Raw genomic sequence first — 26,020 nt, forward strand, 5'->3', positions numbered from 1 at the left:
GGGGTAAGCGCACCAAATAACAATCCCGCCTTTTGCAATTAAACGAGCTATTGAACGATTTGGGATTATGTCTGAATTGTTTTTATCGATGATGCTTTATTACCTTTTCTTTCTTCTAAAACCCGGGTTTTGATTTCCCCGCTTTTTGTTACGGTTTTCAAAAAATTTCTGGCGTTCACGACGTTTTTCTGCATCCACCTCTTTCTTCTCCTTTTGGCTCATCGGCTTGTCGGTCTGCGGAAAAGGATTATTGTCGGAAACGTTAATTTTTAGTTTTATCAATTTTTCAATGTCTTTCACATAAGCGTTTTCTTCCGGTTCACAAATAGATATTGCTACACCTTCTTCACCCGCCCGGCCACATCGGCCAATACGGTGTACATAAGTTTCGGACTCGTTGGGTATGTCGTAGTTGATGACATAGCGGAGTTTGTCAATATCAATTCCCCTTGCTGCAATATCGGTTGCTACCAATACACGTATTTGTCCCTTTTTAAATTGTTCTAAGGCCTTTTGTCGTTGATTCTGACTTTTTTCACCATGAATAGCTGCACTTTCAATTTTATTGTGCCGCAGGTTGCGTACAATACGATCGGCACCGTGCTTGGTTCTCGAAAACAGAAGTACCTGTTCTATATCTTTATTCTTAAGTATGTGTAACAGTAAGTTCTTTTTACTGCTTTTATTGGTGAAATATATTTGTTGCTGTATGGTTTCGGCAGTAGAGGAAACCGGATTAACCGCCACTTTTTTGGGGTTGATTAATATTTCTTGCGAAAGCTTCACAATTTTGGTTGGCATAGTGGCCGAAAAAAACAGCGACTGCCGTTCTTTGGGTAATATCCGTAGCAGTTTTTTTATGTCGTGTATAAAACCCATGTCGAGCATTCGGTCTGCCTCGTCTAGCACAAAATACTTCACATCACGCAGCGAAATATGATTCTGATTGATTAAATCGAGTAATCGCCCGGGTGTGGCAATCAGTATATCTATGCCTTTTTGCAGTTGTCGAACTTGCGGATTTTGTGGTACACCGCCAAAAATAACAGTGTTTTGCAAGTTGCTGTATTTGCCATAAGCATTAAAACTTTCGCCTATTTGTATGGCTAACTCGCGGGTAGGAGTAACTATCAGCGATTTAATCTGTCGTCTACCCTTTTCGTGCTGATTATTATTTATTAAATGTTGAATTATTGGAATGGCAAAAGCTGCGGTTTTCCCGGTGCCGGTTTGTGCACTGCCCAACACATCTTTTTTTTCTAATACCAGAGGAATAGCCTGTGCCTGAATGGAAGTCGGTTCCGTATAGTTTTCGTCTTTTAATGCTTTTAGTATTGCGGGATGTATCTTTAAATCTTCAAATTTCATTATTAATTTTCTATGGTTAACAAGGGCTCACAAGATAATAGTGGTGAATAAAGAGCACATTGCTACCAAAGCGCTCCCCCTCTCTTTTATTTATAAATCGCGACAAAGATACTACAATTAATTACGCATTTTGTTAAAGAAATACTGTTTAGAAAAGCCTTAACACTTTTTGCCGAAGGTGGACCTGAGGGGAATTCTTGTGCTGACGCGCCACCACAAATTTTTTGGATCTTCAGTTGGGCTAATCGCTTCAACCATTTTCACCTGCTTAACTGCCCAATAAAAACGCCCTTTTACTTATGAGCAGATTAACAAGCAAATTGGCATTAAAAACTTGTGATTTATTCCTCCAAAAACTGAATTGTATCGATTTCGATGCTAAAGGCCTCTTCCTTTTTGTTGCCAATCAGTAGGGCAAATTCTTCTATTTCTCCTTCAGCAAAATTGGGCAGATCGAGCTTACGACCCCGAAATGAAGGGTACATCTCTTTTAACGGAACTTTGATATCCTGCCATTCTCCCGTGGTGGTAAAATAGGCAATGTAAGAATAGTTGTCGCCCGCCCGGTCTTTAATGCGTACCTGGTAACGTTTCCCATCTCCTTTAACACGTAATGCCAGAAATTGATAGCCCGTGATTTCAACGGAAGGAAACCGGTAATGTACCGATGAAAATCCTCCGTTGTTTTCCAACGAAACCTGCCCGGTAAAAAGGGCGTTGCCTTGTTGGTTGAGCTCAAAAGAACAGGTAGAACGACCCCCCATTACATCGTCGTTAACGGTATACCAGCCATCGAGTGTGGCGGTTTTTGTAAAATCATATAATACCATGGTGTTCATTTGTAAAAAAGCGATTAATACTAAAAGTAACATTTTGCCGGAATTTCGTTTTTATGGAGCATCGGCCTGGTGTATGTGCCAATCAGCCATTTGTTTTCCTTACTAAGGTAGTGAAGAAAATGGGAAGATGAAAGGTTAGGAACGGGATAGCTATATTAAAAACATGCGGCCCAAAGAGCGATGCCAGCGGCATCAAATGTGTATAGAAATGTCGTGTTTAAGATCCTATTCGACTCCGGACGGAGTCGCACCATCTATTCTCAAATCGTGATTTTTAAACACATTCAAATCCTCCGGATTTTTGTTGAGAATTGCGTATATTTAATTAGCAACTAAAACATACAATTATGGCCGATACCTATTCTCAAATCTATATCCAGGTGGTATTTGCAGTACAAAATAGAAAAGCTCTTATTCAACCTCATTGGGAAGAAGAATTAAACAAATATATAACGGGAATTGTGCATAACAAGGGGCAAAAAATGTTAGCTATCAACGGCACCTCCAATCATATTCATTTTTTAATTGGACTGAAACCTTCCTGTTATCTTTCTGACTTGGTTAGGGAAATAAAATAATCATCCGATTAATATATTAAAGAGAAACAATTTTCGAAATTTCAATTTCGCTGACAACAAGGATTTGGAGCATTCTCATTCGGCCAATCTCAATTGAACGATTTCATTCGATACATAGAAAATCAGAAAGAACACCATCGAAAGAGATCTTTTCAAGAAGAATATCGAGCCTTTTTGAAAGCCTTCGACATTGAATTTAAAAATGAATATTTATTCGAATGGCTGGATGATTGATGTCGGCGACATCAAACGTATAAAGAAAATACCCCGGTGAAGAAATACGACTCCGGCTGGAGTCGTACCTTCATTCCATCCTTATTTTCTATAAACGTATAAATCCTCTGGATTTTATTTTGCGGTTATGAACCTATATTTCCTTCAACTGTACACAAACCAGCTTTTCGTTGTCGCGGGCCAGAAGCTTGCCATTGGCATAGGCCATTGGTGACCAGGCCTGTGCGTTTTTCATCGTAAAAAACGATGCTTTGCCCACTTCGTTATAACTGTCGGGGTTGGAATTAATCAGGTGTAAATCGCCGTTTTTACCATTTTGGTTAATAATCATTCCGTCGATCATAATAATGGAACCCAGTTCGAAACCCGGTGCTGATTTTTCGGGCCAGCAGCGTTCGCCCTGCCAGTTTAAACACACCATTTCGTTTACCCGGCGGTTGTTGTTTAGGTAAATATGCTGGTTGAGCACTACCGGAGGATGCATTTTACACCCCGCTTCTTCGTTTCTGAAAAGCTCGTTAAAATCGAATGTTTCACCATCGGTATTCACTTCCAGAAGAATGGTAACCGGCTCGTACTTGTCTTTATAAGCGCATGAGGTTAACAGCAAATGCGTATCATCAACCGCCACGGGAGGCGCAATACAGGCAAAAGAATCAAAGCCCTCGTACCGCCATAGCTCTTTTCCGGTTTTTACTTCAAAAGCTACAACTTCGTCGGTAGTAAATCCATCGCCTTTTACACACGAGCTGGTCATTATCACCTGCTCAATACCGCCGTAATTGCCCAAAACCGGCGACACATGAAAACGATAACCTGTTAAACGGCGGCTTTCCCACACGACTTCGCCACTGAGTTTGTTGTAAGCTACCACTCCGGCTTTTTCGCCCTGAGGAGCTACAATTACCAAATCGCCGGTAACGATTGGCGACACCGAAAATCCCCAGGTATCCAGTTCGCCGCCATAATCGGTTAGCAGGTTATGCGACCAAACAGCTTGTTGCGTTTTTTTATCGATACAATGAAAATGACCGTGCGGCCCCACACACCAAACGTAGTTTTCGTCAACCACCGGCACGGCTCTCGATCCAGGATACGGCAATTCTCCTTCAGCCTTGTAGCTGTAGTTCCATTTTTCGGCTCCTGTTTCCAGATCGATGCAGCGTAACACATCGCTTTCTCCCTGAATACGGTCGAGGACAAACACCTCTCCGTTGTACACTGCTGCTCCGCCAAAGCCACGTCCCAGCGGGAACTCCCAGGCTTTTTCGGGGCCGGTTTCAGGCCACTCACGCAGTATTCCGGCATCACTTATTGAGGCATTTCTGTCGGGACCAAGGTATTGCGGCCAATTGGTACTTTTTTGCTGCGAACAGCTCACTAAAATGAATGTAAATACGGCTAGAATAAGTCGATTTTTCATGTTGAGATCTTAATATGGTTTTTTTCAAAAATAGCAAAAAAGTGATTGGTGAAAATGGGTATGAGGTTAATGGGTTGTTAAGTATTCACTGCTCAAGGGTTGTAAAGAGAGAAGATGATAAAGATTGCTTCGGTCGTTTCACTCCATCGCAATGTCTGGGTTTATGGTTGAAGAAAGCAGCAGACAAGTAACTTGTACATCCCCGCACAGCTCTCTCCTGTCCGCTGCCCCTCTTCTGAGGGAAAATTTTCGCGCTAATTAGTTGTAAGCACTACCTCACTAAAAAACGCCACAATATCGTCCTTAACTTCTTCCGGGTGTTTATGCCCAACGCCTTCGTATTGCCGGATGTCAGCATTTACTTTTAAATCTTCATACAGTTGTTTGCAATTGTTCCACCGATCGGGCTGCATTTGTTCTCCCAGAAGCTTAAAAATCTGCTCTCTTTCTGCTTGCGAAAAAGCGTCGTCGTAGGGAACGGCATCGTTCTCATCGAGCTGTCCCATAAAATAAAACTGAGGTGTTTTTAAAAATCTGTCTTTTTGAAAAGCCATGCCGGTTAACTCTTCCATATCTTTTATTCCAATCGGATAATTTAGTATTTCCCGACTCAACGAATCTTCAGGAAGCATTAATAAGCCATTGAGTCCTCCGGCTGCAACAGCACGAACACGGTCGGGGTGAAGCAAAGTAAAACGGTTGGCAAAAGTTCCTGAGGCAGAAAAACCGGTTAGCAGAAACTGATTGTGCGACGGAATATCTTTATCGTTGAGTACGGTTTGTGCGTGCTTAAACATTTCGATAAGCTGTAAATCGATTCGTTTTAAAGGTTGTTCGCCTTGCAACATCACATCGCGGTCGAGGGCATGTGTATACATCTTCCAGTTTGTTTTCGAGCGTGGAAACACCGGAACCAAGAGCGGGCAATTAAGTTTTCTGGCCACATAATTACCCAAATAGTAATCGATTGTAGCGGTTCGTTCAGCTTTTTCAATATGTTTTTGCAAATCGTCGTCGGCAAACCCGGAGTTGTTGGGTTCGATAAGTACAAACGTTTTCCCATTGGTGGGCACATCATCCGGGATAAATAAAAAATAGGGGAATTGGAAGGCATCTGTTTCTTTGGGTTCGATAAATATCAATTCCCCGCCGGGATTAGAACATCCGGCAATAAGAGCAAACAGAACAAAATAGATAAAGTGTTTCATCATGGTCTATATTTTAGGTCGTAGCAGTCTCTCAAAATTTTGTACAAACATTACACAACTTATTCGTTTTACGAAAAGATTTCGATAACAACAGTTATTAAAACGATAAACGCCTAAATACAAGGGGTTGCGGATTAAGGGTAAAGGATAAATGCATTTACGGCAGAAATTTTACAGGAGAAAGTATACCGCTAACGCCATTTAATAACCAATTGCAGCCGATTTCGTAAAGAAAAGAGTAAATCAAAAAATTAACCAAATGAAAACAACAGGAATTATTATTTGTCTATTCCTTTTTATGGGAATTGTTTCGCTTCAAACGCAAGCACAGGAAGCTCCTGCTATGCCACAAACTTTTTTTGTAATGGAAGAATTTGTTGAGCCAGTCAATCTTCAGGAGTTTAACAAAGTACAACAAGAGGCGGTTGACCTCTGGAAAGAACTGGAATTTGATGTACCTATTTACACTTACCGTACCGATATGAGTTCTTTTTACTGGGTAGTACCGATTGAAAACTTTGGCGGTATGGACAAGATGTTCGGAAAAGTGAACGAACTAAGTGCCCAAATGAAAGAAAAGGGTTATGATGCTAACAAAAAATTTCGGGATCTTTCAACCACCCGTGAAACAGTTATCCACTGGGAGATAGACCTCTCGTATCACCCAAATGAAGAGATGGGACAATCTGTTGACAAACCCTATTGCGAATGGACCTTTTTCTATTTAAAATCCGGCCATGAAAAAGAGCTGGCAGAGGCTGTAAAAAAATACATTGAATTCAGCAAGAGCATTGAAGAAGACTGGAGTTGGGATTTATATAGCGTATATATGGGTTACGACTCGCCCTGCTGGATCGTCATGGACCGGGCAGAAAATCCGCTGTCGATGCGTAAATTAGAAGCGTCCCTTCAGGAAAAACATTCGGAGAAATTGGGCGAGTTATGGAAAAACATGCAACCCCACCTACGAAAAATGGAAACCACAACAGGTTGGTTTTTGCCTAAGTGGTCGTTGAATTACGAGCAATAGACCAGCCGTCAGTCCTTTCTGGAAAAGGAAATTACTCGCTTCTTTTCGAAGAGTCACAAAGTTGGAGGGATGGTTGATTTAAAACAATATCAATGAAACCAACCACCCCACCAACCGTACTATAATTAACATCAATCACACACATTTTAATACTGGCTTTCGAATAAAACAGGTTGGTAATCAACTATTTTGACTTTCCACTTGTTCTATAAACAAGGCAGGTAAAAAGGCTTGGAATTATGTTGTTAATAATGCACCAAGCCAAATAACAAATAGTTAGCATTTAAAAATAAAACAGATGAAGAAAAATATGGGAATAGTTGACAGGGTTTTAAGAACAATTGTGGCTGCCGTACTTATTTTTCTATATGTTACGGGCACTGTAACCGGAACACTAGGGATTGTTGCGCTTTTGGTAGCTTTCATTTTTTTACTGACCAGTATCTTTAGTACCTGTCCGGCTTATTTTCCACTAGGATTAAAAACCAATAAGGATAAATAACAGCGTATTTGACTATTTTTTATTCACATAAAAGATATATTCATCTTCTTGTCTATTATAAATTAAAATAGAAGCCTATGAAAACAAATTTTACTCTACACGGAAAACTTCGCGGTTTATTATTAGCTCTCTTGCTGATTTATGCCGCAGGAACAAATGCACAAACAACACATGAGGTGCAAGTAACAAACAATGTTTTTACTCCCAGTGAGCTGACGATAGCTGTTGGCGATATAGTTGAATGGAAAAATATTGAAGGCACGCACAACGTAAATGGTAACACATCTACTTATCCTGACAATCCTGAATCGTTTGGAAACGAAGTAGGAAGCGGGTGGACCTATTCGTTTACTTTTAATACCGCAGGAACGTACAATTACCAGTGCGATCCGCATGTAGGATCGGGAATGATAGGTAAAGTTGAGGTAGTGTCCGATAACGACGACAATAAAAATATGCTAACTATTCAGTTTACCGGCATGAATCCTCATGTAGGGCAAATGCTTTACTTATCGGTAGTTGACAAAAGTTCGGGGATGGAAGTTGCACGAACCATGGTGAGCGTAAATGCTGAATTTCAGGTACAGGTTTCAGGTTTAGAGACTGACCATTCATACTATGTAAATTTCTTTGCCGACCACAACGGAAACGGAATGTACGATGCTCCGCCAACCGACCACGCCTGGCAAATGGAAGTGGACAATGTCTCCGATGACGTCAATCTGAACTTTGCTCACAATATCAATTTTATCGACATTATGTGGCAAAACAAACTAACGGTTCAGTTCTCCGGCATGAATCCGCACGACGGACAAATGCTTAGTCTGGCTGTCGTTGATAAAAGCTCAGGAATGGAGATTGCACGAACCATGGTAGAAGCAAGTCCCGAATTTGAAGTACAAGTTTTGGGGATAGAGATTGACCATTCGTACTACGTAAATTTCTTTGCCGACCATAACGGAAACGGAATGTACGATGCTCCGCCAACAGATCACGCCTGGCAAATGGAACTAGATAACGTAATGGGCGACACCACGCTAATGTTTGCGCACAATACGGATTTTACCGATATTATGTGGCAAAATAAGCTTACGGTTCAGTTCTCGGGTATGAATCCGCATGTTGGTCAGAGCTTTTATCTTTGGGTGATTGATCAGAGTGACGGAACCGAAGTTTACACAACGGAACTTACGGTTGCAACGGAATTTGAGGTGGTCGCTTATGGTATTGAAACAGGCAAGTCGTATGCTATTGATTTTTATTCCGATCATAACGGTAGTGGTAGCTACGATGCTCCACCAACTGATCACGCGTGGCGAATGGAACTTAACAATGTAGTCGGCGACACTGTGCTGAATTTTAGCCACAACATCAATTTCACCGATATTTTCAATATTACCAGTGTTTCCACAACTGAGCTTATGCCATTTACGATGTATCCGAACCCGGCAACCAACAAGGTTACGCTGGAATATGATGGTTTTAACAAAAACGCTTCGATTCGTATATTAGACCTTGCCGGAAAAGCACATGCCGTTCGTTCAACAAATTCGGGCAATAAGATTGAGCTTGATCTTTCGAATATTCCGCAAGGACTGTACTTAATCCAACTACAGGATGGTGATTTGTTACAAACTCAAAAATTACTTAAACGATAGACGAGCAGTATGAAAAAGGTAATGTGTTTTTTACTGTTCCAGATGTTTCTGATTAATACACTCCTGGGACAGGATGAGGATAATATAGTTGAAAATGCTTTTCAGGGAACCCGCGTTGTTAACGGTCAATCGGCCAACCTGGCCGACGATGGTGATTTACTGCTGCTTATACAACATCGTTTTGGAGATATAAGTGGCGGGCTTTATGAGCTTTTTGGGCTTGATGTGGCTTCCATGCGACTTGGATTTGAATATGGTTTGGGTAATAACCTTAACCTGGGAGTGGGCCGCAGCACCTGGTTAAAAACCTACGATGCTTTTGCCAAATATCGCCTTGTTCAGCAAAAAAGCGATTTTCCCCTTTCTGCCGTTTTAAGCGTTGGGGGTTCAGTACCAACCATACGAGACTATTTCCCCGAAGCTTCCGACAATTTCTCGGATAAGCTGTCGTGGAATGCGCAACTTCACCTGTCGAAAACCATGGGTAATTTTGCACTGCATCTTTCGCCCGGCTTTTTAGAAACCGGGTACATCTATGGTTTGGGTGAAAACCTCTCGGTATTTACCCTCGGAACTGCTGCTGCTGTACGTATCTCTAAAAAAGTTTCGGCAAACCTGGAATATTTGGTTCCGTTTAGCTCAGAAATTTCAGGAGATAACGCCCTTTCTTTAGGCGTAGACATCGATACTGGTGGCCATCTTTTCCAATTGGTTTTATCGAATAACAACCGAATGTATCACCAGGCTGTGTATACAAACAGTACGGGTAGCTGGGCCGACGGGAACCTGTATTTTGGTTTTAACCTGATTCGGGAATTCAATCTAAAATACGATCCATTGTGGACAGAATAAGTTCTAAAAAAATGACGCCTGAAGAGATCTTTTCTTCAGGCGTCATTTTTTATACTCAAGCATTATCCTTTAATCATCATGGTGATCGTCGTCGTGGTGTTTATGTTTGTAATGCGTGCGTTGGTCGTGCTCCAGATTATTTACAATAATTTGGTGGATCTCGGTGTTCTTATCCGCAGAAATAAGTAGTACACCATCGCTGAGTTCCGCTGCATCAAGGTCGGCTATATCAACATCGGCCATCAGCTCATCCAAATACAGTTGAATAACCAACATAAAATCGATTTCCTCTTCCGTAACCTCCACATTTTCTTTTTCGGTTTTAAAATATACATCGTCATTTACCATTACCACAATTGGTGTGCTTCCATTGTTGTTTGTATAAATTCCTTCCAGATAGAACACCGGATCGTTGCCCGCGTCTTCCTGCTCTCCGCTTACCTTTAGCTCAATCTCGTCGTAATAACCCGGTTGAAGAATAAAGTTTCCCATAGTCAGTTCGTTATTCAAAAGATCGACCATTTCGGGGCCAAACCATTTATACTCCATCTCAATCGAGTCCTCTCCCGTAACCAGGCTTTTTAGTTCCGCCTCAAACTTAATCTCAGAGACGACCAGGTGAGCCGAGTCCCATACAATGGATTCGGAATCTACCGCAACTGACTTTATTCCAGCCTGAACCGGTAAATTAAAATCGGTATTTAATGCCTCAATACGCACGCCTAAAACCGATTCACCGCTGGTGTTTAAATCCTCATCATCGTTGCAGGCAACAAAAATTCCTGCCATAAAGGCTAATGCAAAAAATAATTTTCTTCCTGTTTTCATTATTTCTAATTTTAGTTTGACTGTTGTGTAAAGACAAAACGAAAACGATCTTATTATATTTTAAGATCTCTAAGTTTTTTATTCCGAATGTCAGTAATTTTTTCAAGACAACTTCCTTTAATCGCTTAAAGTAAAACGTAATCCAGCCAGGAAATACTCAGCATCATAGAAGACTCCAGGTTTTCATCCACTACAAATGCGAAGAGATTAAAACCCATTTATTTTGCTGTGTACTGAAATAAAATTCAGCCAGCTATTCAGGATAAAATATCTTGGCATCAGCAATACTTTTTCTGATGAATAATTTAAGGAATTATTAAGGGTGTGAAAAACGGAGAGCATCGTTCCGGGTTGAAGTCATTTTTAGAATAGCAACAAACGAACGTTACTTCCTTTGTCGCCAGATAGTTTGAGCTGATTCACGGAAAAATTTCCTCTAGCACCTGTTTTCGGTACTCAAAAATTTCTTCCAGCTTCTTACGGATAACAAGCGTATTTGCCAACTGCCCCAGTGGCCCCATTGGCGGACTATAACTTACAATATCTTTCATCAACACCCCGTTTTCCACTGCTTCAATGCGGTGTTCATGATGCCAGAGCTTATAAGGTCCTACCCGCTGCTCATCAACAAAATATTTTTGTGGTACTACATGTGTAATTTCGGTTACCCAGGTTGTGGGGATAGCTAAAAGCGGACGTACGGTATAGGCAATAATCATCCCTTCATAAACACTATCCGGTAAATCGGGCGTGCGGATATCAAAACCCATGTAAGACGGGGTAATCCGTTTTAGGTTTTGTGGTGTGGAGATAAAAGCCCAAACTTCACTTATGCTACTTTTAATGTATTGCTCGCGCCGAAATTGATAAAATGCCATATTCGTTTTTTTATGCTTTATTTTCGCTTCTATTTAGTAAACGTCTGATATTGTTACGGTGTCTCAGCAAAATGAGGAAGAGACACAGCAGCAAAAAATAAAAGGTGTATGAAATTCCATTTTGAATATATTCCACTACAGGCATAATGGTGCCAAGCATCATCGATCCTAACGATACATATTTAAATACTTTTTTTATCACAAAGAACATCGCCACAGCACAAAACACCGCTACCGGCGCCAGTAAAACTGCTGCTCCAAGTGTTGTATTTACTCCTTTGCCTCCATTAAATTTCAGAAAGATGCTGAAATTATGTCCCAGAATAGCTGCCAAACCAAACAGGTACACGTACATACCTGTCCTGGGATGTTGCTGCCCGGAAAACACCAAAAAAAGGGCAACCGGAAGCAGTCCTTTCAGCATATCAAGCAACTGGGTGAACAACGACCATTTTTTCCCGACAATACGCCCCACATTGGTAGAACCGATATTTCCGCTACCGTGCTCCAGAATATTTTTTCCGGCAATCCTATAAACCACCAGATACCCCACCGGAATACTTCCCCAGAGGTAGGTAAAAAACAAAAGTACTATTAGCACGACATTGTTCATGGTATCGTTTTACTCCATCGGTATATAAAAGTTACTTCTTCGGAAACCACGGTATAAATGAACTTGTCTTCCGAATGTAATCGCGGTACTGAGGTTTGGTTTCAGTTAATGTTTTTTCGAGCAGCGCCACTCCCGATACTTTTAAAAGCAGCAGCGTCATTAGCACCGACCCGATGATTTGCCAATATCCGCCCGCAGCTATGCTAAACAAACCATAGGCCCACCAAACAGCAGCATCGCCAAAATAATTGGGATGACGGGTGTACTTCCAGAAACCGGTATTTAATACTTTTCCCTTGTTAGCCGGATTGCGTTTAAAGCGCAACAACTGATAGTCGCCACCAGCTTCAAAGAGAAAACCAATCAGCCAGAAAAAAATACCGAGGTAATCGGCCCAATTCAGATGCGGATTTTGGGTTTTGTAATGTGCTGCCAGCAAGGGTAGAGAAATCAGCAATACCAGCACTCCCTGTAACAAAAAGGTTTGAAAATAACTGATCCACCAGTAACGTTTTTCGCCATACTTTTTCCTGAATTCCCGGTAACGAAAGTCTTCTTCTTGTCCCCAGTTTCGCTGTGCAAGGTAGAATGTAAGCCGCAACCCCCAAGCTGTTACCAATACAAACAACAGCATATTGCGTGTGTGCCATTCTTCCAAACTAAAAAAATAAAAAGCATTTACCACCACATAGGCAAAACCCCAAAAAATATCGACAATACTTACGTTAGTGATAACCACACTGACTATCCACAACAAGGTAACTGCCATTAATATAATAAGCGAAGCCTGTAAAAATACGGTTAGCATGGTTTTGTATTATGCGTTATAAAGTATTGAAATTGCCACTGATCCAATTCCGGCATTCATACCAATAACCGGAGATATATTCACTGTTGAAACCGGATCTTTTCCGGTAATATCGCGCATTTCGTTTTCCACTTTTGCAGCCAGTTCTGGGTTGTGTGCATGCAAAATAATGTAATTCCACACCTTTTTGTTAGCGCTTATTTTTTTGATGTGCTTAAAAATTTTATTTAAGCTGGCCCGCTGACTAAATGTTTTTCCGAACAAAAGCGATTTCCCGTTTTCATCCATCGAGATAACCGGATTTAAGCCCAATGCCTTGGCCATAAAACCTTTTGGTTTCGATACGCGTCCTCCTCTAATCATATATTTCAGATTTTTAACGCTGACAAAAATCTTCGCCCGGTCAATTTCGTTCTGAATAATTTGAACTATGTCGGAGGCCTCTTTTTCTTCTTCGATAAGCCCGGCAGCTCTTAGCACCAGTAAACCTAATGCTCCCGAAAGGTTTTTGGAATCGATTACATAAACCGGTTTCCCAAATTCGTTGCTGATACGCTGGCCCGCTTTTTTGCTGCTTTCGAAAGTACCGCTAAACTGACTGGTAAGATGAATGGCAATAATAGCATCGTAATGCGAAGCCAAATGCGAATAGAGATTGGTAAATGTTTGTTCGTTTACCTGTGCTGTTTTCGGAAAATGCTCGCTGGTCTCCAGCAAATCGTAAAACTGTTTGGGTTGAATGGTTACCTTATCGAGGTAGTGGTTCTCGCCAAAATTAAGGTTCAACGGCACCAAATTCACCTGGTAGCTATCAATCAACTCTTGCGAAAGGTCGCAGGTAGAATCGCTAACCAGCGCAATATTCCATTTTCGTTTGGTAATTGTTTCCTGTTGGCGTACCATATCATCCACTTTCTGATAACTAATTGTGCCATATTCTTTTAACTGATAAAACAATTCGGCTGGATTTTCGGTGTGAACATGTATTCGGCACATCTTTTCCGAACCGGCTACAACCACCGAATCGCCATTGGATGAAAGCACTTTTTGTAAGTTGTTTTTTGAGGTATTCAGGTTTTTAATAATCGCTTCGGTACAATAGCGAAAAGTAATGTGCTCGTGGTCGAGCTCTTCAGAATGGATAAGCGAAACGGGTTCGTAATTTTCTACCAGCATACGAATGTTACGGTGTTGCAGAAAGTGAATTATTCCCTGCAGAAACAATACAAAACCTTTTGCTCCGGCATCAACAAATCCGGTTTTATTCAGCACTTTAAGCTTTTGGGTAGTTTCTGCCAGCGACCGCTCCAAAACCTCTTTTGATTCGACAAGTACTTTAGTAAATTTGTGAATGGCATGTTTGCGTTGGTACAAAAACTCCGACCACTCGCGAATCACAGTCAACATGGTACCTTCAACAGGATTGGCAATGGCTTCATAAATATAAGGAACAGATTTATTTACACTCTCGGCAAACTCGGTAAGCGTTAATTTCGGCTGATTTATTGTTTCAATGTTCAGTCCGTGCAGAAACTGCGCAAAAATAACTCCCGAATTACCACGGGCACCTCTTAATGCCTCTTCGGCAATACTATTTACTGTTGTTTTATAAGATTTGTGCGGCTTTATGTTGTCCATTACCCACCTAACCGTTGATGCCAGGTTGGTACCCGTATCTTTATCGTTTACCGGAAAAATATTGATCCTGTTAATTTCCGCCTGATGCTGTAATATACGGTTCCCGCCAGCCAAAAATGCGTAATAAAGCATCTTGCCGTTTACCACGGGCACTTCACTGTTTATTGTATTGCTGTTTTTTAACTGATCCATTTTGTAAGTTGAAATCCGGAATAAGCAACGGTTGCCGAAAGAATGGTTCCCCAGGCGATGTCGATTATTACAATTGGTAAAGGCCAGCCTTTTAATGTGGCCAGGTTGGTGAGGTCGTAGGTAGCATAAGTAAAAAAGCCAAACAAAGCACCCATTAACAAAGCATGCTGAACAGACTGTTTGTTAATAGCGGGGTACACGGCAAAAATTAATATACCTGCAACAAAAAGCAGGTAAAAAACAAATGCCGCTGTCCAGTTAATTTTATCACTTAAAAAACCGCCCAAATACCTGGAATATAAATTTTTGGCAACCACTCCTAACCAAAGCATATCAACTGCCAGAAACACGATAAAGGTTAAAAGATAACTAATTAGCACTGTTTTTATACTCATAATTTTATACTTTTTGCTTCACTTTTATCAATTCCGAAGTATCGTAACCACGATTGGCAATGCGTTGCAGCAAATCGTTGTATACATCGGGGTTCATTTGTGGTGTTCGGCTCAATATCCAAAGGTATTTGTCGGAGCTGCTGCCAATAACTGCCCACTGGTAATCCTCATCCAGTTCCATCACGTAATAATCGCCATAAAAAAACCAGAAAAAGGAGACCTTTAATTTTGCCGGTTCATTCACAGGATCTGGTATTTTGGCTTTTCCTACGGATTCAGTGTACTCGCCATCGAGTGTGTTTTTATAACCGCTGTTCACCACTTTAATTTTACCATCGGGGCGCATCGAATAGTTAGCAGTAACTCCCACGAGTCCTCGTTCAAAACGATGATCGTAACGGGCAATTTCGTACCAGGTTCCCAGGTATCTTTGAAGGTTTAGTTCTTCAACTACACTATTGTCAATTGTTTGTTTTTGTCCCGCACAACTGGAAAATAAACCGCTTGATATCAAACTGATCAAAACGATAACATGATGCCAGCTTCCCTGAAATATTGTCTTTTTTCTTATACCAATTTGTTTAATCATACAACTATAAACACTAAACAAAGTATTTGGTTCAGTTTAAAGTTAATAGATCTAAGAAGATGGTAAAGCTATTTTACGTAACCACTTTTTCTTCTCCTCATCCGGAAGAAAACTGGCTTTAAACGAATTGGAAACCAATGTTACAATATCTTCGTTCGTAAGCTTAAGCGCTTCGGCAACGGCGTGGAAATTAGCATTCATATACCCGCCAAAATAGGCCGGATCGTCGGAATTAACAGTAGCAAGAATATTGTGGTTAAGTAACTTTTTTAGCGGGTGATCGCGCATATCATCCACCACTTTCAGCTTAAGGTTCGACAACGGGCAAACGGTTAGTGGCATTTGCAAACGCGCCAGCTCCTTTAATAACTCAGGATCATCCATTGATCGTACACCGTGATCGATACGCGAAACCTTAAGCATCTCAATGGCGTCCCAAACATTTTGTGCGGGTCCTTCCTCGCCGGCGTGTGCTATTGTTAAAAACCCCTCGGCACGCACCATTTCAAACACGTTTTTAAACTTTAGCGGCGGATGTCCTTTTTCGCTGGAGTCGAGCCCATAAGCAGTAAACAATTCGGCAAATCGTAATGATTCCTGGAAAGATTTAATGGCATCCTCCTCGCTCAGGTGACGCAAAAAATTTGGAATTAAGCGGTAAGTTATGCCCCATTCGTTTTGGGCATCAATACAGGCCTGTAAAATTCCGTTAATCACATTCTCAAACGGAACGCCGCGCTGTGTGTGTGTTTGCGGATCGAAAAATATTTCGGTGTGCACCACCTTATCTTCCCGGCACTTTTTCAGGTAGGCCATTGTGAGGTCGTAGAAATCCTGCTCGTACAGCAAAACATAAGCTCCGGCGTAATACAGATCCAGAAACTCCTGCAGATTATTGAATTGATAGGCAGAATGCAAATCATCAACCGATTTATATTTTAATCGGATGTCGTTACGATCGGCAATGGCAAACATCAACTCGGGTTCAAAAGTTCCTTCTATATGAACATGTAATTCGGCCTTGGGAATAGCATTTATCAACTCTCTTTGTTTTCTTGATGTCATTCTCTTTTCTTTATTTCAAAGATAAGGATACACAATGCTATTTTACAAACGTAAAATGAATAGTTTGTCTAAAGAGACAATTGAACTCTGTGGTATAGAAATTGAATGTTGGGAAAGGCACTAAATTTGGATAAAAAAAAGCAGACCCGAAATGAGCCTGCTTTCTACAACTATTTGGTATTTGTCTTTCTAAACGTTTGGTAATTCCCATGGTGCGCGGTAGCTTGGCACCAAAAGTTCGTTAGCTGCATCGTTACCGATGAACTTACTGTTATCTGCATCCCAGTACAAACGCTGGCCGGTTTTTAAAGCCATATTACCCAGGTGAGCTACACGCGCTGTGTTGGCGGCAATACCGACATTACAGTTCGTATTCTGATCGTCTTTTTTAATACACTCAATAAAATTAGCCATATGGTTGTTCAAGCCCTGACCGTCGCCTTTTTTCAATTCAACGCGGTCCATTTTTGGGTTGTTTCCTCCTTCAGGAATTACTTCCCAGCCATTACGGTCAACCACCAAAGTTCCATTTTCACCAACAAAACCTACACCGTGGCTGCGGCCATAGTAACCACCGTCAATTCCCAGGCCATGGTCCCACAACAAAGTATAATCGTCGAATTCATATAAAGCCTGCATGGTGTCAGGCGTTTCACCGGCATCATTAGGATAGGCAAATTTACCGCCCATCGCCATAATCGATTTTGGAGCTTTGGCTTTCATACCGAATAAACCATAATCGATAATGTGTACTCCCCAATCGGTCATTAAACCACCGGCATAATCCCAAAACCAGCGGAAGTTAAAGTGAAAACGGTTCGGGTTAAACGGACGAGCCGTTGCAGGTCCTAACCACATGTCGTAATCCACACCTTCAGGAACAGGTCCGTCGGGCATAACAGGAATAGATTTCATCCAACCCTGGTACGACCAGCAACGTACGGTACGAATTTTACCGAGAGCTCCTGTGTATACAAAGTCTACAGCATCTTTCCAGTGCTCGTCGCTACGCTGCCACTGCCCTACCTGGGCAATTGTGCCATAACGATCCCAGGCACGCTCCATAATATTAATCTCTTCGATATAGTTACCCAGCGGTTTTTCACAATAAATATGTTTCCCTTCCTGTGCTGCATAAACAAAAGGCAAACAGTGCCAGTGGTCGGGCGTACCAATAATGATTACATCAATACCGGGTTCTTCCAGCAATTTTCTGAAATCTTTAAACCCTTTTGGTTTGGTTCCCTGAATTTTTTCAACGTCGGCAATCCGTTTGTTCAAAATGCCTTGGTCCACATCGCAGATAGCTGCACATTCCGTGTTCTTCTGCTTTAAAAAGGCCTGCAAGTCGCTAAAACCCATCCCTTTTGCCCCAATCAAACCACAAACTAATTTATCGTTTGCTCCCGAGCACGATTCCATCGCTAATGGCATACCTGAAGCCAGCCCCACACCAGCTGTTGCCATTGCCGATGTTTTAATAAAATTTCTCCTGTTAGTCATTTTTATTTAGTTGGTATTAGAAAATAAATCTTAATTCATTGTAGTAAGCTCAAGAAGATCTTCTTTTGAGAAACTGACATCAAATTTGTAGAATAATTTTGAGTTTTCCATTTTTAACGCCTACTTTTTACCCCTTGGTAATCACTTATTAACGCACTCTGATTACAATATGTAAAACAAAAATGCAACTATTTTCCAAACTCAAAATATTATTCAAAAGTAACTTTGTCTTTTTTCCGGTAAACAGTTCCTTTAAAATGAGCTATGTATTCGTTCTCCTCATTGGTAATCTCAACGAGGTAGGTTCCCAGTTTTTCGTTTAAAGAAATTTCTTTAGCTGTAGCAGTTAATGTTCCGTTTGTTAATGCTTTAAAAAACGAAATCTCGGCATCAATAGCCAGTGCCACTCTGCCATGCGAATTTGATGCCACTGCAAAAGTAAAATCGGCTAATGTAAATAATGCTCCGCCGTGCACAATTCCTACCGAATTGTAATGTGTCGGCTGAATTTCCATACTGGCTTTGGCATAACCTGGTGCAGCTTCCACAAGTTTTATCCCGTTATTGCTTGCAAACACATCTTTCTCAAATTCCTTATGATATTTTGCTGCTGTCATTTTTCTTTTCTGAGTTTAATTTTAGCGAAACTACGGAAAAAATAAAGCCGGAAACTTTTGCTTCCGGCTTGACAATTCTTCTTTTTATTCTTTTTGCATTGCATCGTCAAAAGCGACATCTGACGGTGCAAAGTCGACCTTTTTAACAAACTCACAGGCTTCTGTGGCACCTGCCTCGCGGTCCATTCCGCTGTCTTCCCATTCTACTGAAAGCGGCCCGTTATAAGCGATATCATTCAGTGCCCGAATAATATTTTCGAACTGAATTTTACCACGCCCCAAACTGCGGAAATTCCAATATCTGCGGTTATCGCCAAATTCCATGTGCCCGCCAAAAACACCTACTCCAGTTGGCACATCGCTCCAGTATACATCTTTCATGTGCACACGGAAAATACGATCGGCAAATTCATAAATAAAACGTACATAATCAACATGCTGGTAACCAAAATGACTGGGATCGTAGTTATAACCAAACGCCGGATGATAATCCAAAGCTTTTAGTGCCAAATGTGCAGTGTGAATATCAAAAGCAATTTCTGTTGGATGCGCCTCCAGCGCGAATTTTATGCCCAAACTTTGGTACTCATCCAAAATAGGTTTCCACCGACATGCAAATTCAGCATAACCTTCTTCAATCATTTCCGACGAAACTGGCGGAAAGGAATACAACATGTGCCAAACGGGGCTTCCGGTAAAGCCTGCTACCGTATCGATACCCAGACGTTTGGCCACTTCTGCTGTTTTTACCATTTCTTCTGCTGCCCGCTGACGCACACCCTCCGGGTCGCCATCGCCCCAAACATGCGGGCTTGCAATGTTTTTGTGCCGTGCATCAATTGGATCGCATACACACTGACCATCCAGGTGTGTAGAAATGGTAAACAGTTGTAAATCGTATTTATTCAATAATTCTCTTCTGTTATCGCAATAAGCCTGGTCGGCTTTTGCAATTTCCATGTGATCGCCCCAGGTACAGAGTTCCAGCCCGTCGTAGCCAAATTGTTTTGCTTTCTCACACATGGTTTCAAAGGGAAGATCGGCCCATTGTCCGCTGAAAAGTGTTACTGGTCTTGCCATTATTGTTGTTGTTTAAAGTTCAGTTTTTTTAATGAATTTAATCGATCGTTTCGCCAAATTTAACCCATTTCACATCGTCGTTGTATCCTGCGCTCACAACGGTATCAATGAATTGCATTCCGCGAATACCATCTTCTACTCCAGGGAAATCAAGCATTTCGGGTGTTGGCTGTTCGCCATTGGCTTTGGCGCGTACGGTAAGCGCAAAATTGCGGTAGATATTGGCAAAAGCTTCCAGATACCCTTCCGGATGGCCGCCCGGAGTTCGTGTATTGTGCAAGGCTCCCGGAGCATCGAGGTTCGTACCGGTTCTTAATAGCTGTGCCGGCTGATCGCTCCATTTTAAAAGCAAAGTATTGGGCTCGTGCTGGTTCCATTCCAGACCACCTTTTTCGCCGTAAACCCTTATTTTAATAGCATTTTCCTCGCCGGCAGCAATTTGTGTTGCCGTTAACACTCCTTTTGCTCCATTGTTAAAACGCAGAAATGCAGATCCATCGTCGTCGAGCAAACGATTGGGAACAAAAACATTTAGGTCGGCACAAATTTCAGTTACTCGCAATCCGGAGATGTATTCAGTAAGCTGATGTGCATGTGTTCCAATATCGCCCATACAACCTGCTTTTCCGGAGCGTTTTGGATCGGTACGCCAACTGGCCTGTGCATTTCCTGCATCTTCTACTTTTGATGAAAGCCAACCTTGCGGATACTCAACAAGTATTTTTCGGATTTGTCCTAATCGGCCTTCGCTAACCATATGTTTGGCTTGTTTTACAGCCGGATAACCCGAATAAGTGTGCGTTAGCGCAAAAGTTAAACCCGTTTCATCAAGTTTTTCTTTGAGCTTCAGCGCTTCATCAAGTGTAAAAGTTATGGGTTTATCGAGTACCACATGAAATCCGTTATCGAGTGCCATCATAGCCGGAGCAAAATGCACAAAATTAGGTGTTACAATCGACACAAAATCCATTCGTTCGCCTTCGGGAAGTTTCGCTTCTTTCTCAAACATTTCCTGGTAAGTGTCGTAAACCCGGTGTTCCGGAAGATAATAAAGTTGCCCCGATTCTTTTGAAATTTCAGGATTCACACTAAAGCAGCCGCACACCAGTTCAATTTGGTTATCCATAAAAGCAGCCAGACGGTGAATTGCCCCAATAAATGCATCGGTGCCCCCACCAACCATTCCCATGCGTAGTTTTCTATTCATCATGATTTATTTAGTTTATGTTGATTCAGTATTATTTCATAAAATTAAGAACTCTTTTTAAGGAAACAAAAGCAACCAGCACTTCTTTCTGTTCTATTCTGTTTTATACCGTTTTTTAACCGATTTCACTCCATGTAAGCAAAAGCTGCCCTGAGGGAATTTTTATTGTTACACTCTTCTTATTATAAGGATTAATAAAAACGGTTTTATACCTATCGGTGTTGATTTATTTTACCCCTAGCAAGCGGTTTTCTGATTTAAAATTCAATAATGATTCCGATGGTAGGCAAAACAGTTCCCGATTTGCTTTCGATTTCGTTTAAGACATAACGTGTACCGTTTTCTTGCAGGAGAAAATTCCCGTTGGCATCTTCGGCACGAACGATAATATCGTTTTGCTGTGCCTGAAAATTATAAAGGTTCTGAATATCGATGTAAAATTTAGCAGTAAGTTTATCGAAATAATAGGATTTATCTACACGAAGATCAAGCTGATGAAATGGATCGAAGCGTTTAGCATTTAGCTGGTTATAATCGTAGTACGGACCGCCTTGTAAATTCCAGGCTTCTACCAGCGACGATTTTTCTATATCCCAGGGGTATAAGGTAAACCGCCAACAAACCGCCAGCGTGCTCCAACGCGCCAATTACGTTTCAGATCTTTTGTAGTGGTGACTGTGATTAGGTGTTTCGAGTCCCAACTTGACGGGATATAGGCGCCTTCTCCATCTTTAAATTCGCTGCGTACCAAGGTGTACGACAGGTTAAAGTTAAATCCATCCGTTGAATTAATGCGCGCTTGAAACTCTGCTCCATAAGCTCTTCCCTCGGATGTTGAAAACACTTCTTCATCACCAACAACACCAAAATCGGCTCCAAGATTTGCCAGGCTAATCTGATCTTTCACCGAAAACGGATAGTCGGAGTAACCTTTCCAAAATGCCTCGGCCGATAACTGTACCGTTGATTTTGGACGAAATTCCAAACCTCCAATTAAATGATCTACCGCAATGTATTTCAGGTTGTTTGCTTTGTTCACCAAAACACCATTCTCCTTGTAACCCAAAGAAGTGTAGGTCGGCAACTGGTAGTAACGTCCGGTGTTAAAATTTAGGCTCCATTTATCGGTTAAACTGTACGATGCCGAAAAACGCGGCGAAAACTGATCCAGCAAATTCTTCATGCTCGACGAGTAATTATTAGCATCGGTTCGAACACCAAGCGACAAGGCCAAACGTTCATTAAAAACCGATTTGCTTAACTGTGCAAACAAACCATATTTTACAAGGTTTAAATCGGTGTTGTAACTAATATCAACCGGCTGACCATTATAAAAACGACGAAACTGCGAGTTGTTTTTGTAAGTCACAAAATCGAGGTTAGCGCCAAAATTTAGCTTAAAACCATTCATTCGCGAAGTGTTCTCAAAACGAAACTTGTTTTCCGCCTCCTGCGAATCGTAATCCAGAATTTTATTCTCTTCTGAACTTTCGTCATTATCCAGGTATTTATAAGCATTATTGTTTAAATGGCTGCGGCTTGCCACAAAAGTTTGATAGCTGTTTTCCCGGTAGTGTTTATAAACGGCACCTACCGTGTATGACCATTGTTTATTCACCGGAATTTCGCTGAGGATATACTTTTGTTCTTCGTCAGGATCTTCAATATCTTCATTCAACTCAAAAAGATCGTTGGCTCCCAGGCCAATAAGCGTTAACTCATTCTTTTTATCAAAACGGGTACGCATCTTAAACTGCATATCAGTAAATGTGGGTAAAAAAGGAAGTTCCAAAGCGCTAAACAAAAACTGTAAATACGACTGACGAACGGAAACAACAAAGTTTGTCTTTTCGCCTATCGGGCCATCCAGGGTAGCTGCTATTTCGGATGCACCCAGCGTTCCGTGAAAGTTCAGTTTTTCCTCGTTTCCATCAATCTGGTAAAATTCCAATACTCCGCTTAATGCATTTCCCCGGTTGGCCGGAAAAGCACCTGAGTAATAATTAACTTCACGAATAAAATCGGCGTTTAAAATACCAACCGGCCCACCGGAAGCACCCTGCGTTGCAAAGTGATTAATAAATGGCACTTCTACTCCATCGAGGTAAAAACGACTCTCTGACGGGCCACCACCACGAATAATAATATCGTTGCGATAAGCCGGTGTTGACTGCACACCGGGAAACGACTGAATAACTTTTGAAATATCGCGGTTGGCACCCGGGCTTTTCTCAATTTCGCCAATACCAATACTGCGAAGGGAAAGTGGGCTCTCTACCGTTTTTCGGAACGGAGAAGCCGTAACAGTAACTTCCTCCAATTCTGAAACCGATTTTTCGAGCAATATTTCAACAAAACGAGTACCGGAGTTATTCACCTCCACCTCCGACGAAATGGCTTTTTTATACCCCACAAAACTGGCTTCAATTCGAATAAAACCCGGAGTCAGGTTTCTAAACTCAAAATGTCCTTCTTCATCTGTTATTGTTCCATTTGAGGTGCCCGAAACCAGCACATTAACAAATGGAAGTGGCTCGTTGCTAACTGCATCAACAATTTTTCCGGTTAATGCAGCATTTTGTGCAAAAATAAAAATTGGCAATCCAAATAAAACCAAAAGTAATACGACTCTTCTCATTGACTTTGTTTAATATTTCTATTAAAAATCCCAAACAAAACTAAGTAGTAAAAGTTGAGAAAGGTATATTGTTTTTATAAATTAGTCCTCGAAAAATTAAAAAGAAAATGCGTGTTGTTATTCAAAAAGTAAAGGAAGCCTCGGTTACGGTTGAAGGCGAAAAAATATCAGCCATACAAAACGGACTGCTAATCTTGATCGGAATTGAAAACGAAGATTCGCAGGAAGACATTGATTACTTGGTAAAAAAGTCGACGCAACTTAGGATTTTCGATGATGAGAATGGCGTGATGAACCGCTCGGTAAAAGATGTTGACGGCGATATTATTGTGGTAAGCCAGTTTACCCTGCAAGCCAACACAAAGAAAGGCAACCGCCCGTCGTATATCCGCGCTGCCAAACCCGACATCTCTATTCTTATGTACGAAAAATTTGTAGCAGCAATGGAAGTAGCTCTGGGCAAAAAAGTAGGAACCGGAAAATTTGGTGCCATGATGGATGTTGCGCTGACAAACGATGGCCCGGTTACAATTGTTATCGACTCGAAACAGAAGGATTTTTGAGCGAAGAGACTTTGTGATGGTGAGACGATGAGAGATGAGAACTTGAAATTAGCTTCCCACAAAACTAAATACTTATAAATTTTAAGATGAAAAACGAACTTACAATAACCGATGCCCAAAAGCAGGTTGATGAATGGATTAAAACCATTGGCGTACGCTATTTCAGCGAACTCACAAACATGGCCATTCTTAGCGAAGAAGTGGGAGAACTGGCGCGTATTATGGCCCGAAAATATGGCGATCAATCCTTTAAAAAGTCGGATGAAAAATATAACCTTGCTGATGAAATGGCCGATGTACTTTGGGTGTTAATTTGTTTGGCCAACCAAACCGGTGTTGACTTGAACAAAGCCTTTCTGAAAAATATGGAGAAAAAAACCATCAGAGACGGCGACCGACATAAAAACAATGAAAAACTTTAATCCTAAGAATTTCGCACCTTCGTTTTTACAATCCGGCAAAAATTAAACACTCGTTCTGTTAATCCGTCAATTCTCCCAAATATTAAGCAGTTATAAAACATTTATCCCTAGCCTGTTTCATTGACTTATATCGTATTCCTAATAAAGAAAATTTCTTTATTTTGTGTTCGGAAAAGAAGACAGCAAGCTTTTCGAACTTAAATACTGAAACGAAAAATTTAGAAATGGAAAATCTCGATTGGAAAAACATTGGGTTTGGATACCGCGATACAGACTATAATATCCGTTGTTACTACCGCAACGGCAAGTGGGGAGAATTGGAGATCAGTTCATCGAACAGTATCAATATTCACATGTCGGCAACGGCATTGCACTATGGACAGGAAGCTTTTGAAGGACTAAAAGCCTTTAAAGGAAAAGATGGCAAGGTCAGGGTTTTTCGCATGGATGAAAACGCCAAACGTATGCAACATTCTGCCGATGGTATTCTGATGGAAAAACTCCCGGTTGAGAAATTCCAGGAAGCCGTTCGAATGGCTGTAAAAATGAATGAACGTTTTATTCCTCCTTACGAATCGGGCGCAGCACTTTATATTCGTCCGCTTTTAATTGGCACCGGCCCGCAAATTGGCGTTGCTCCTGCCGAAGAGTACCTGTTTATGGTTTTTGTAATGCCGGTTGGCCCCTATTTTCCGGAAGGATTCAAACCTACAAACCTGGTTATTTACCGCGAGTTCGACCGCGCTGCTCCACAAGGAACAGGAAAATATAAAGTTGGCGGTAACTACGCTGCCAGCATGCTCGAAGGCAAAAAAGCCAAAAAGAATGGTTTTTCGGCTGTACTTTACCTCGACAGTAAAGAAAAAAAATACATCGACGAATGTGGGCCTGCAAACTTCTTTGGCATAAAAAACAATACTTACATCACTCCGGAATCGGATTCAATACTTCCGTCAATCACCAATAAAAGCCTTATCGTTTTGGCCGAAGAGATGGGATTGAATGTTGAACGCCGCAAAGTTACGTACGAAGAACTGAGCGAGTTTGAAGAAGTTGGAGCTTGCGGAACTGCCGCTGTAATTTCGCCAATAAAAGGCATTTACGATAACGACAACGATAAGTGGTACAAATACGGTAACCAGGAAGAAGCCGGCCAGTGGTCGACAAAATTGTACGACAAAATTCGCGCAATACAATATGGAGACGAGCCCGATACGCATGGATGGGTGGAGATAATTGAGTAAAACAGAAATCAACAATATTGAAAAGCTTCGAAAAATTTCGAAGCTTTT

Annotated in this window: 26 protein-coding genes; 8 read left to right on the forward strand and 18 right to left on the reverse strand. The window is 41.3% G+C overall.

What is annotated here, in order from left to right:
* Positions 1 to 99: 99 nt before the first annotated feature.
* Together G0Q07_RS01495 and G0Q07_RS01500 are read right to left on the reverse strand one after the other, a co-directional pair.
* A complete protein-coding gene (locus tag G0Q07_RS01495) occupies positions 100 to 1,368 on the reverse strand; it encodes a DEAD/DEAH box helicase (RefSeq protein WP_163344416.1) in 1,269 nt (422 codons plus the stop codon).
* Positions 1,369 to 1,709: 341 nt separating this feature from the next.
* Positions 1,710 to 2,240, reverse strand: coding sequence for a CIA30 family protein (locus G0Q07_RS01500; RefSeq protein WP_203532647.1), 531 nt, complete (start codon positions 2,238 to 2,240; stop codon positions 1,710 to 1,712).
* A 314-nt stretch (positions 2,241 to 2,554) separates the two neighbouring features.
* On the opposite strand from G0Q07_RS01500, the gene G0Q07_RS20160 reads away from it, so the two are divergent.
* Complete coding sequence (locus G0Q07_RS20160) at positions 2,555 to 2,785, forward strand: transposase (RefSeq protein ID WP_203532648.1); 231 nt, start codon at positions 2,555 to 2,557, stop codon at positions 2,783 to 2,785.
* A 367-nt stretch (positions 2,786 to 3,152) separates the two neighbouring features.
* Here the strand turns inward: G0Q07_RS20160 and G0Q07_RS01510 are convergent, their stop codons facing one another.
* Complete coding sequence (locus tag G0Q07_RS01510; RefSeq protein WP_163344417.1) at positions 3,153 to 4,442, reverse strand: outer membrane protein assembly factor BamB family protein; 1,290 nt, start codon at positions 4,440 to 4,442, stop codon at positions 3,153 to 3,155.
* A gap of 254 nt (positions 4,443 to 4,696) precedes the next feature.
* Entirely contained in the window at positions 4,697 to 5,653 is a 957-nt protein-coding gene (locus G0Q07_RS01515) for an alpha/beta hydrolase (RefSeq protein WP_203532649.1), read from the reverse strand.
* Between the two features lie 256 nt (positions 5,654 to 5,909).
* On the opposite strand from G0Q07_RS01515, the gene G0Q07_RS01520 reads away from it, so the two are divergent.
* The 4 genes from G0Q07_RS01520 (at position 5,910) to G0Q07_RS01535 (ending at position 9,692) form a co-directional block, all read left to right on the forward strand.
* On the forward strand, positions 5,910 to 6,680 hold the full coding sequence (locus G0Q07_RS01520) for a hypothetical protein (protein ID WP_163344418.1): 771 nt from the start codon (positions 5,910 to 5,912) through the stop codon (positions 6,678 to 6,680).
* A 298-nt stretch (positions 6,681 to 6,978) separates the two neighbouring features.
* On the forward strand, positions 6,979 to 7,182 hold the full coding sequence (locus G0Q07_RS01525; protein ID WP_163344419.1) for a YgaP family membrane protein: 204 nt from the start codon (positions 6,979 to 6,981) through the stop codon (positions 7,180 to 7,182).
* Positions 7,183 to 7,259: 77 nt separating this feature from the next.
* Complete coding sequence (locus tag G0Q07_RS01530; RefSeq protein WP_163344420.1) at positions 7,260 to 8,840, forward strand: plastocyanin/azurin family copper-binding protein; 1,581 nt, start codon at positions 7,260 to 7,262, stop codon at positions 8,838 to 8,840.
* A 9-nt stretch (positions 8,841 to 8,849) separates the two neighbouring features.
* The gene (locus tag G0Q07_RS01535; protein WP_163344421.1) at positions 8,850 to 9,692 is read left to right on the forward strand and encodes a DUF5777 family beta-barrel protein; all 843 of its coding nucleotides are present in this window, start codon (positions 8,850 to 8,852) and stop codon (positions 9,690 to 9,692) included.
* A gap of 69 nt (positions 9,693 to 9,761) precedes the next feature.
* On the opposite strand, the gene G0Q07_RS01540 is transcribed toward G0Q07_RS01535, so the two are convergent.
* From G0Q07_RS01540 to G0Q07_RS01600, 14 genes are all read right to left on the reverse strand, one after another.
* The gene (locus tag G0Q07_RS01540; protein ID WP_163344422.1) at positions 9,762 to 10,520 is read right to left on the reverse strand and encodes a hypothetical protein; all 759 of its coding nucleotides are present in this window, start codon (positions 10,518 to 10,520) and stop codon (positions 9,762 to 9,764) included.
* 419 nt (positions 10,521 to 10,939) lie between these two features.
* Entirely contained in the window at positions 10,940 to 11,398 is a 459-nt protein-coding gene (locus tag G0Q07_RS01545) for an SRPBCC family protein (protein ID WP_163344423.1), read from the reverse strand.
* A gap of 10 nt (positions 11,399 to 11,408) precedes the next feature.
* Positions 11,409 to 12,011: a glycerol-3-phosphate 1-O-acyltransferase PlsY gene (plsY, locus tag G0Q07_RS01550; protein ID WP_163344424.1), complete on the reverse strand. Its 603-nt coding sequence runs from the start codon at positions 12,009 to 12,011 to the stop codon at positions 11,409 to 11,411.
* Positions 12,012 to 12,042: 31 nt separating this feature from the next.
* Positions 12,043 to 12,819 (reverse strand): DUF1295 domain-containing protein, encoded by a 777-nt coding sequence (locus G0Q07_RS01555; RefSeq protein ID WP_163344425.1) that lies wholly within the window; start codon positions 12,817 to 12,819, stop codon positions 12,043 to 12,045.
* 9 nt (positions 12,820 to 12,828) lie between these two features.
* Positions 12,829 to 14,649, reverse strand: a complete 1,821-nt coding sequence (locus G0Q07_RS01560; RefSeq protein WP_163344426.1) for a DAK2 domain-containing protein — start codon at positions 14,647 to 14,649, stop codon at positions 12,829 to 12,831.
* Entirely contained in the window at positions 14,637 to 15,044 is a 408-nt protein-coding gene (locus G0Q07_RS01565) for a DUF2177 family protein (RefSeq protein ID WP_163344427.1), read from the reverse strand. Before G0Q07_RS01565 ends, G0Q07_RS01560 begins: the two co-directional genes overlap by 13 nt.
* A 4-nt stretch (positions 15,045 to 15,048) precedes the next feature.
* Positions 15,049 to 15,633, reverse strand: a complete 585-nt coding sequence (locus tag G0Q07_RS01570; RefSeq protein ID WP_163344428.1) for a lipocalin family protein — start codon at positions 15,631 to 15,633, stop codon at positions 15,049 to 15,051.
* 51 nt (positions 15,634 to 15,684) lie between these two features.
* Positions 15,685 to 16,698, reverse strand: a complete 1,014-nt coding sequence (locus G0Q07_RS01575; protein WP_163344429.1) for an adenosine deaminase — start codon at positions 16,696 to 16,698, stop codon at positions 15,685 to 15,687.
* A gap of 189 nt (positions 16,699 to 16,887) precedes the next feature.
* On the reverse strand, positions 16,888 to 18,201 hold the full coding sequence (locus G0Q07_RS01580; RefSeq protein WP_163344430.1) for a Gfo/Idh/MocA family oxidoreductase: 1,314 nt from the start codon (positions 18,199 to 18,201) through the stop codon (positions 16,888 to 16,890).
* A gap of 209 nt (positions 18,202 to 18,410) precedes the next feature.
* Positions 18,411 to 18,818 carry a PaaI family thioesterase gene (locus tag G0Q07_RS01585; RefSeq protein ID WP_163344431.1) on the reverse strand — a complete coding sequence of 136 codons (408 nt, stop codon included), beginning with the start codon at positions 18,816 to 18,818 and terminating at the stop codon, positions 18,411 to 18,413.
* Positions 18,819 to 18,902: 84 nt separating this feature from the next.
* Positions 18,903 to 19,898, reverse strand: coding sequence for a sugar phosphate isomerase/epimerase family protein (locus G0Q07_RS01590; protein ID WP_163344432.1), 996 nt, complete (start codon positions 19,896 to 19,898; stop codon positions 18,903 to 18,905).
* A 37-nt stretch (positions 19,899 to 19,935) separates the two neighbouring features.
* The gene (locus G0Q07_RS01595; protein WP_163344433.1) at positions 19,936 to 21,108 is read right to left on the reverse strand and encodes a Gfo/Idh/MocA family protein; all 1,173 of its coding nucleotides are present in this window, start codon (positions 21,106 to 21,108) and stop codon (positions 19,936 to 19,938) included.
* 254 nt (positions 21,109 to 21,362) lie between these two features.
* On the reverse strand, positions 21,363 to 21,752 hold the full coding sequence (locus G0Q07_RS20570; protein ID WP_246222961.1) for a hypothetical protein: 390 nt from the start codon (positions 21,750 to 21,752) through the stop codon (positions 21,363 to 21,365).
* A complete protein-coding gene (locus G0Q07_RS01600; protein ID WP_246222962.1) occupies positions 21,692 to 23,743 on the reverse strand; it encodes a TonB-dependent receptor in 2,052 nt (683 codons plus the stop codon). Before G0Q07_RS01600 ends, G0Q07_RS20570 begins: the two co-directional genes overlap by 61 nt.
* Positions 23,744 to 23,850: 107 nt before the next feature.
* On the opposite strand from G0Q07_RS01600, the gene dtd reads away from it, so the two are divergent.
* The 3 genes from dtd (at position 23,851) to G0Q07_RS01615 (ending at position 25,972) form a co-directional block, all read left to right on the forward strand.
* Positions 23,851 to 24,306 (forward strand): D-aminoacyl-tRNA deacylase, encoded by a 456-nt coding sequence (gene dtd / locus G0Q07_RS01605; protein WP_163344434.1) that lies wholly within the window; start codon positions 23,851 to 23,853, stop codon positions 24,304 to 24,306.
* An 86-nt stretch (positions 24,307 to 24,392) separates the two neighbouring features.
* The gene (locus tag G0Q07_RS01610) at positions 24,393 to 24,728 is read left to right on the forward strand and encodes a nucleotide pyrophosphohydrolase (RefSeq protein WP_163344435.1); all 336 of its coding nucleotides are present in this window, start codon (positions 24,393 to 24,395) and stop codon (positions 24,726 to 24,728) included.
* Between the two features lie 161 nt (positions 24,729 to 24,889).
* Positions 24,890 to 25,972 carry a branched-chain amino acid aminotransferase gene (locus G0Q07_RS01615; protein WP_262887983.1) on the forward strand — a complete coding sequence of 361 codons (1,083 nt, stop codon included), beginning with the start codon at positions 24,890 to 24,892 and terminating at the stop codon, positions 25,970 to 25,972.
* Positions 25,973 to 26,020: the final 48 nt, after the last annotated feature.

Origin of the sequence: Draconibacterium halophilum, from assembly GCF_010448835.1 — a bacterium.
GTDB lineage: Bacteria > Bacteroidota > Bacteroidia > Bacteroidales > Prolixibacteraceae > Draconibacterium > Draconibacterium halophilum.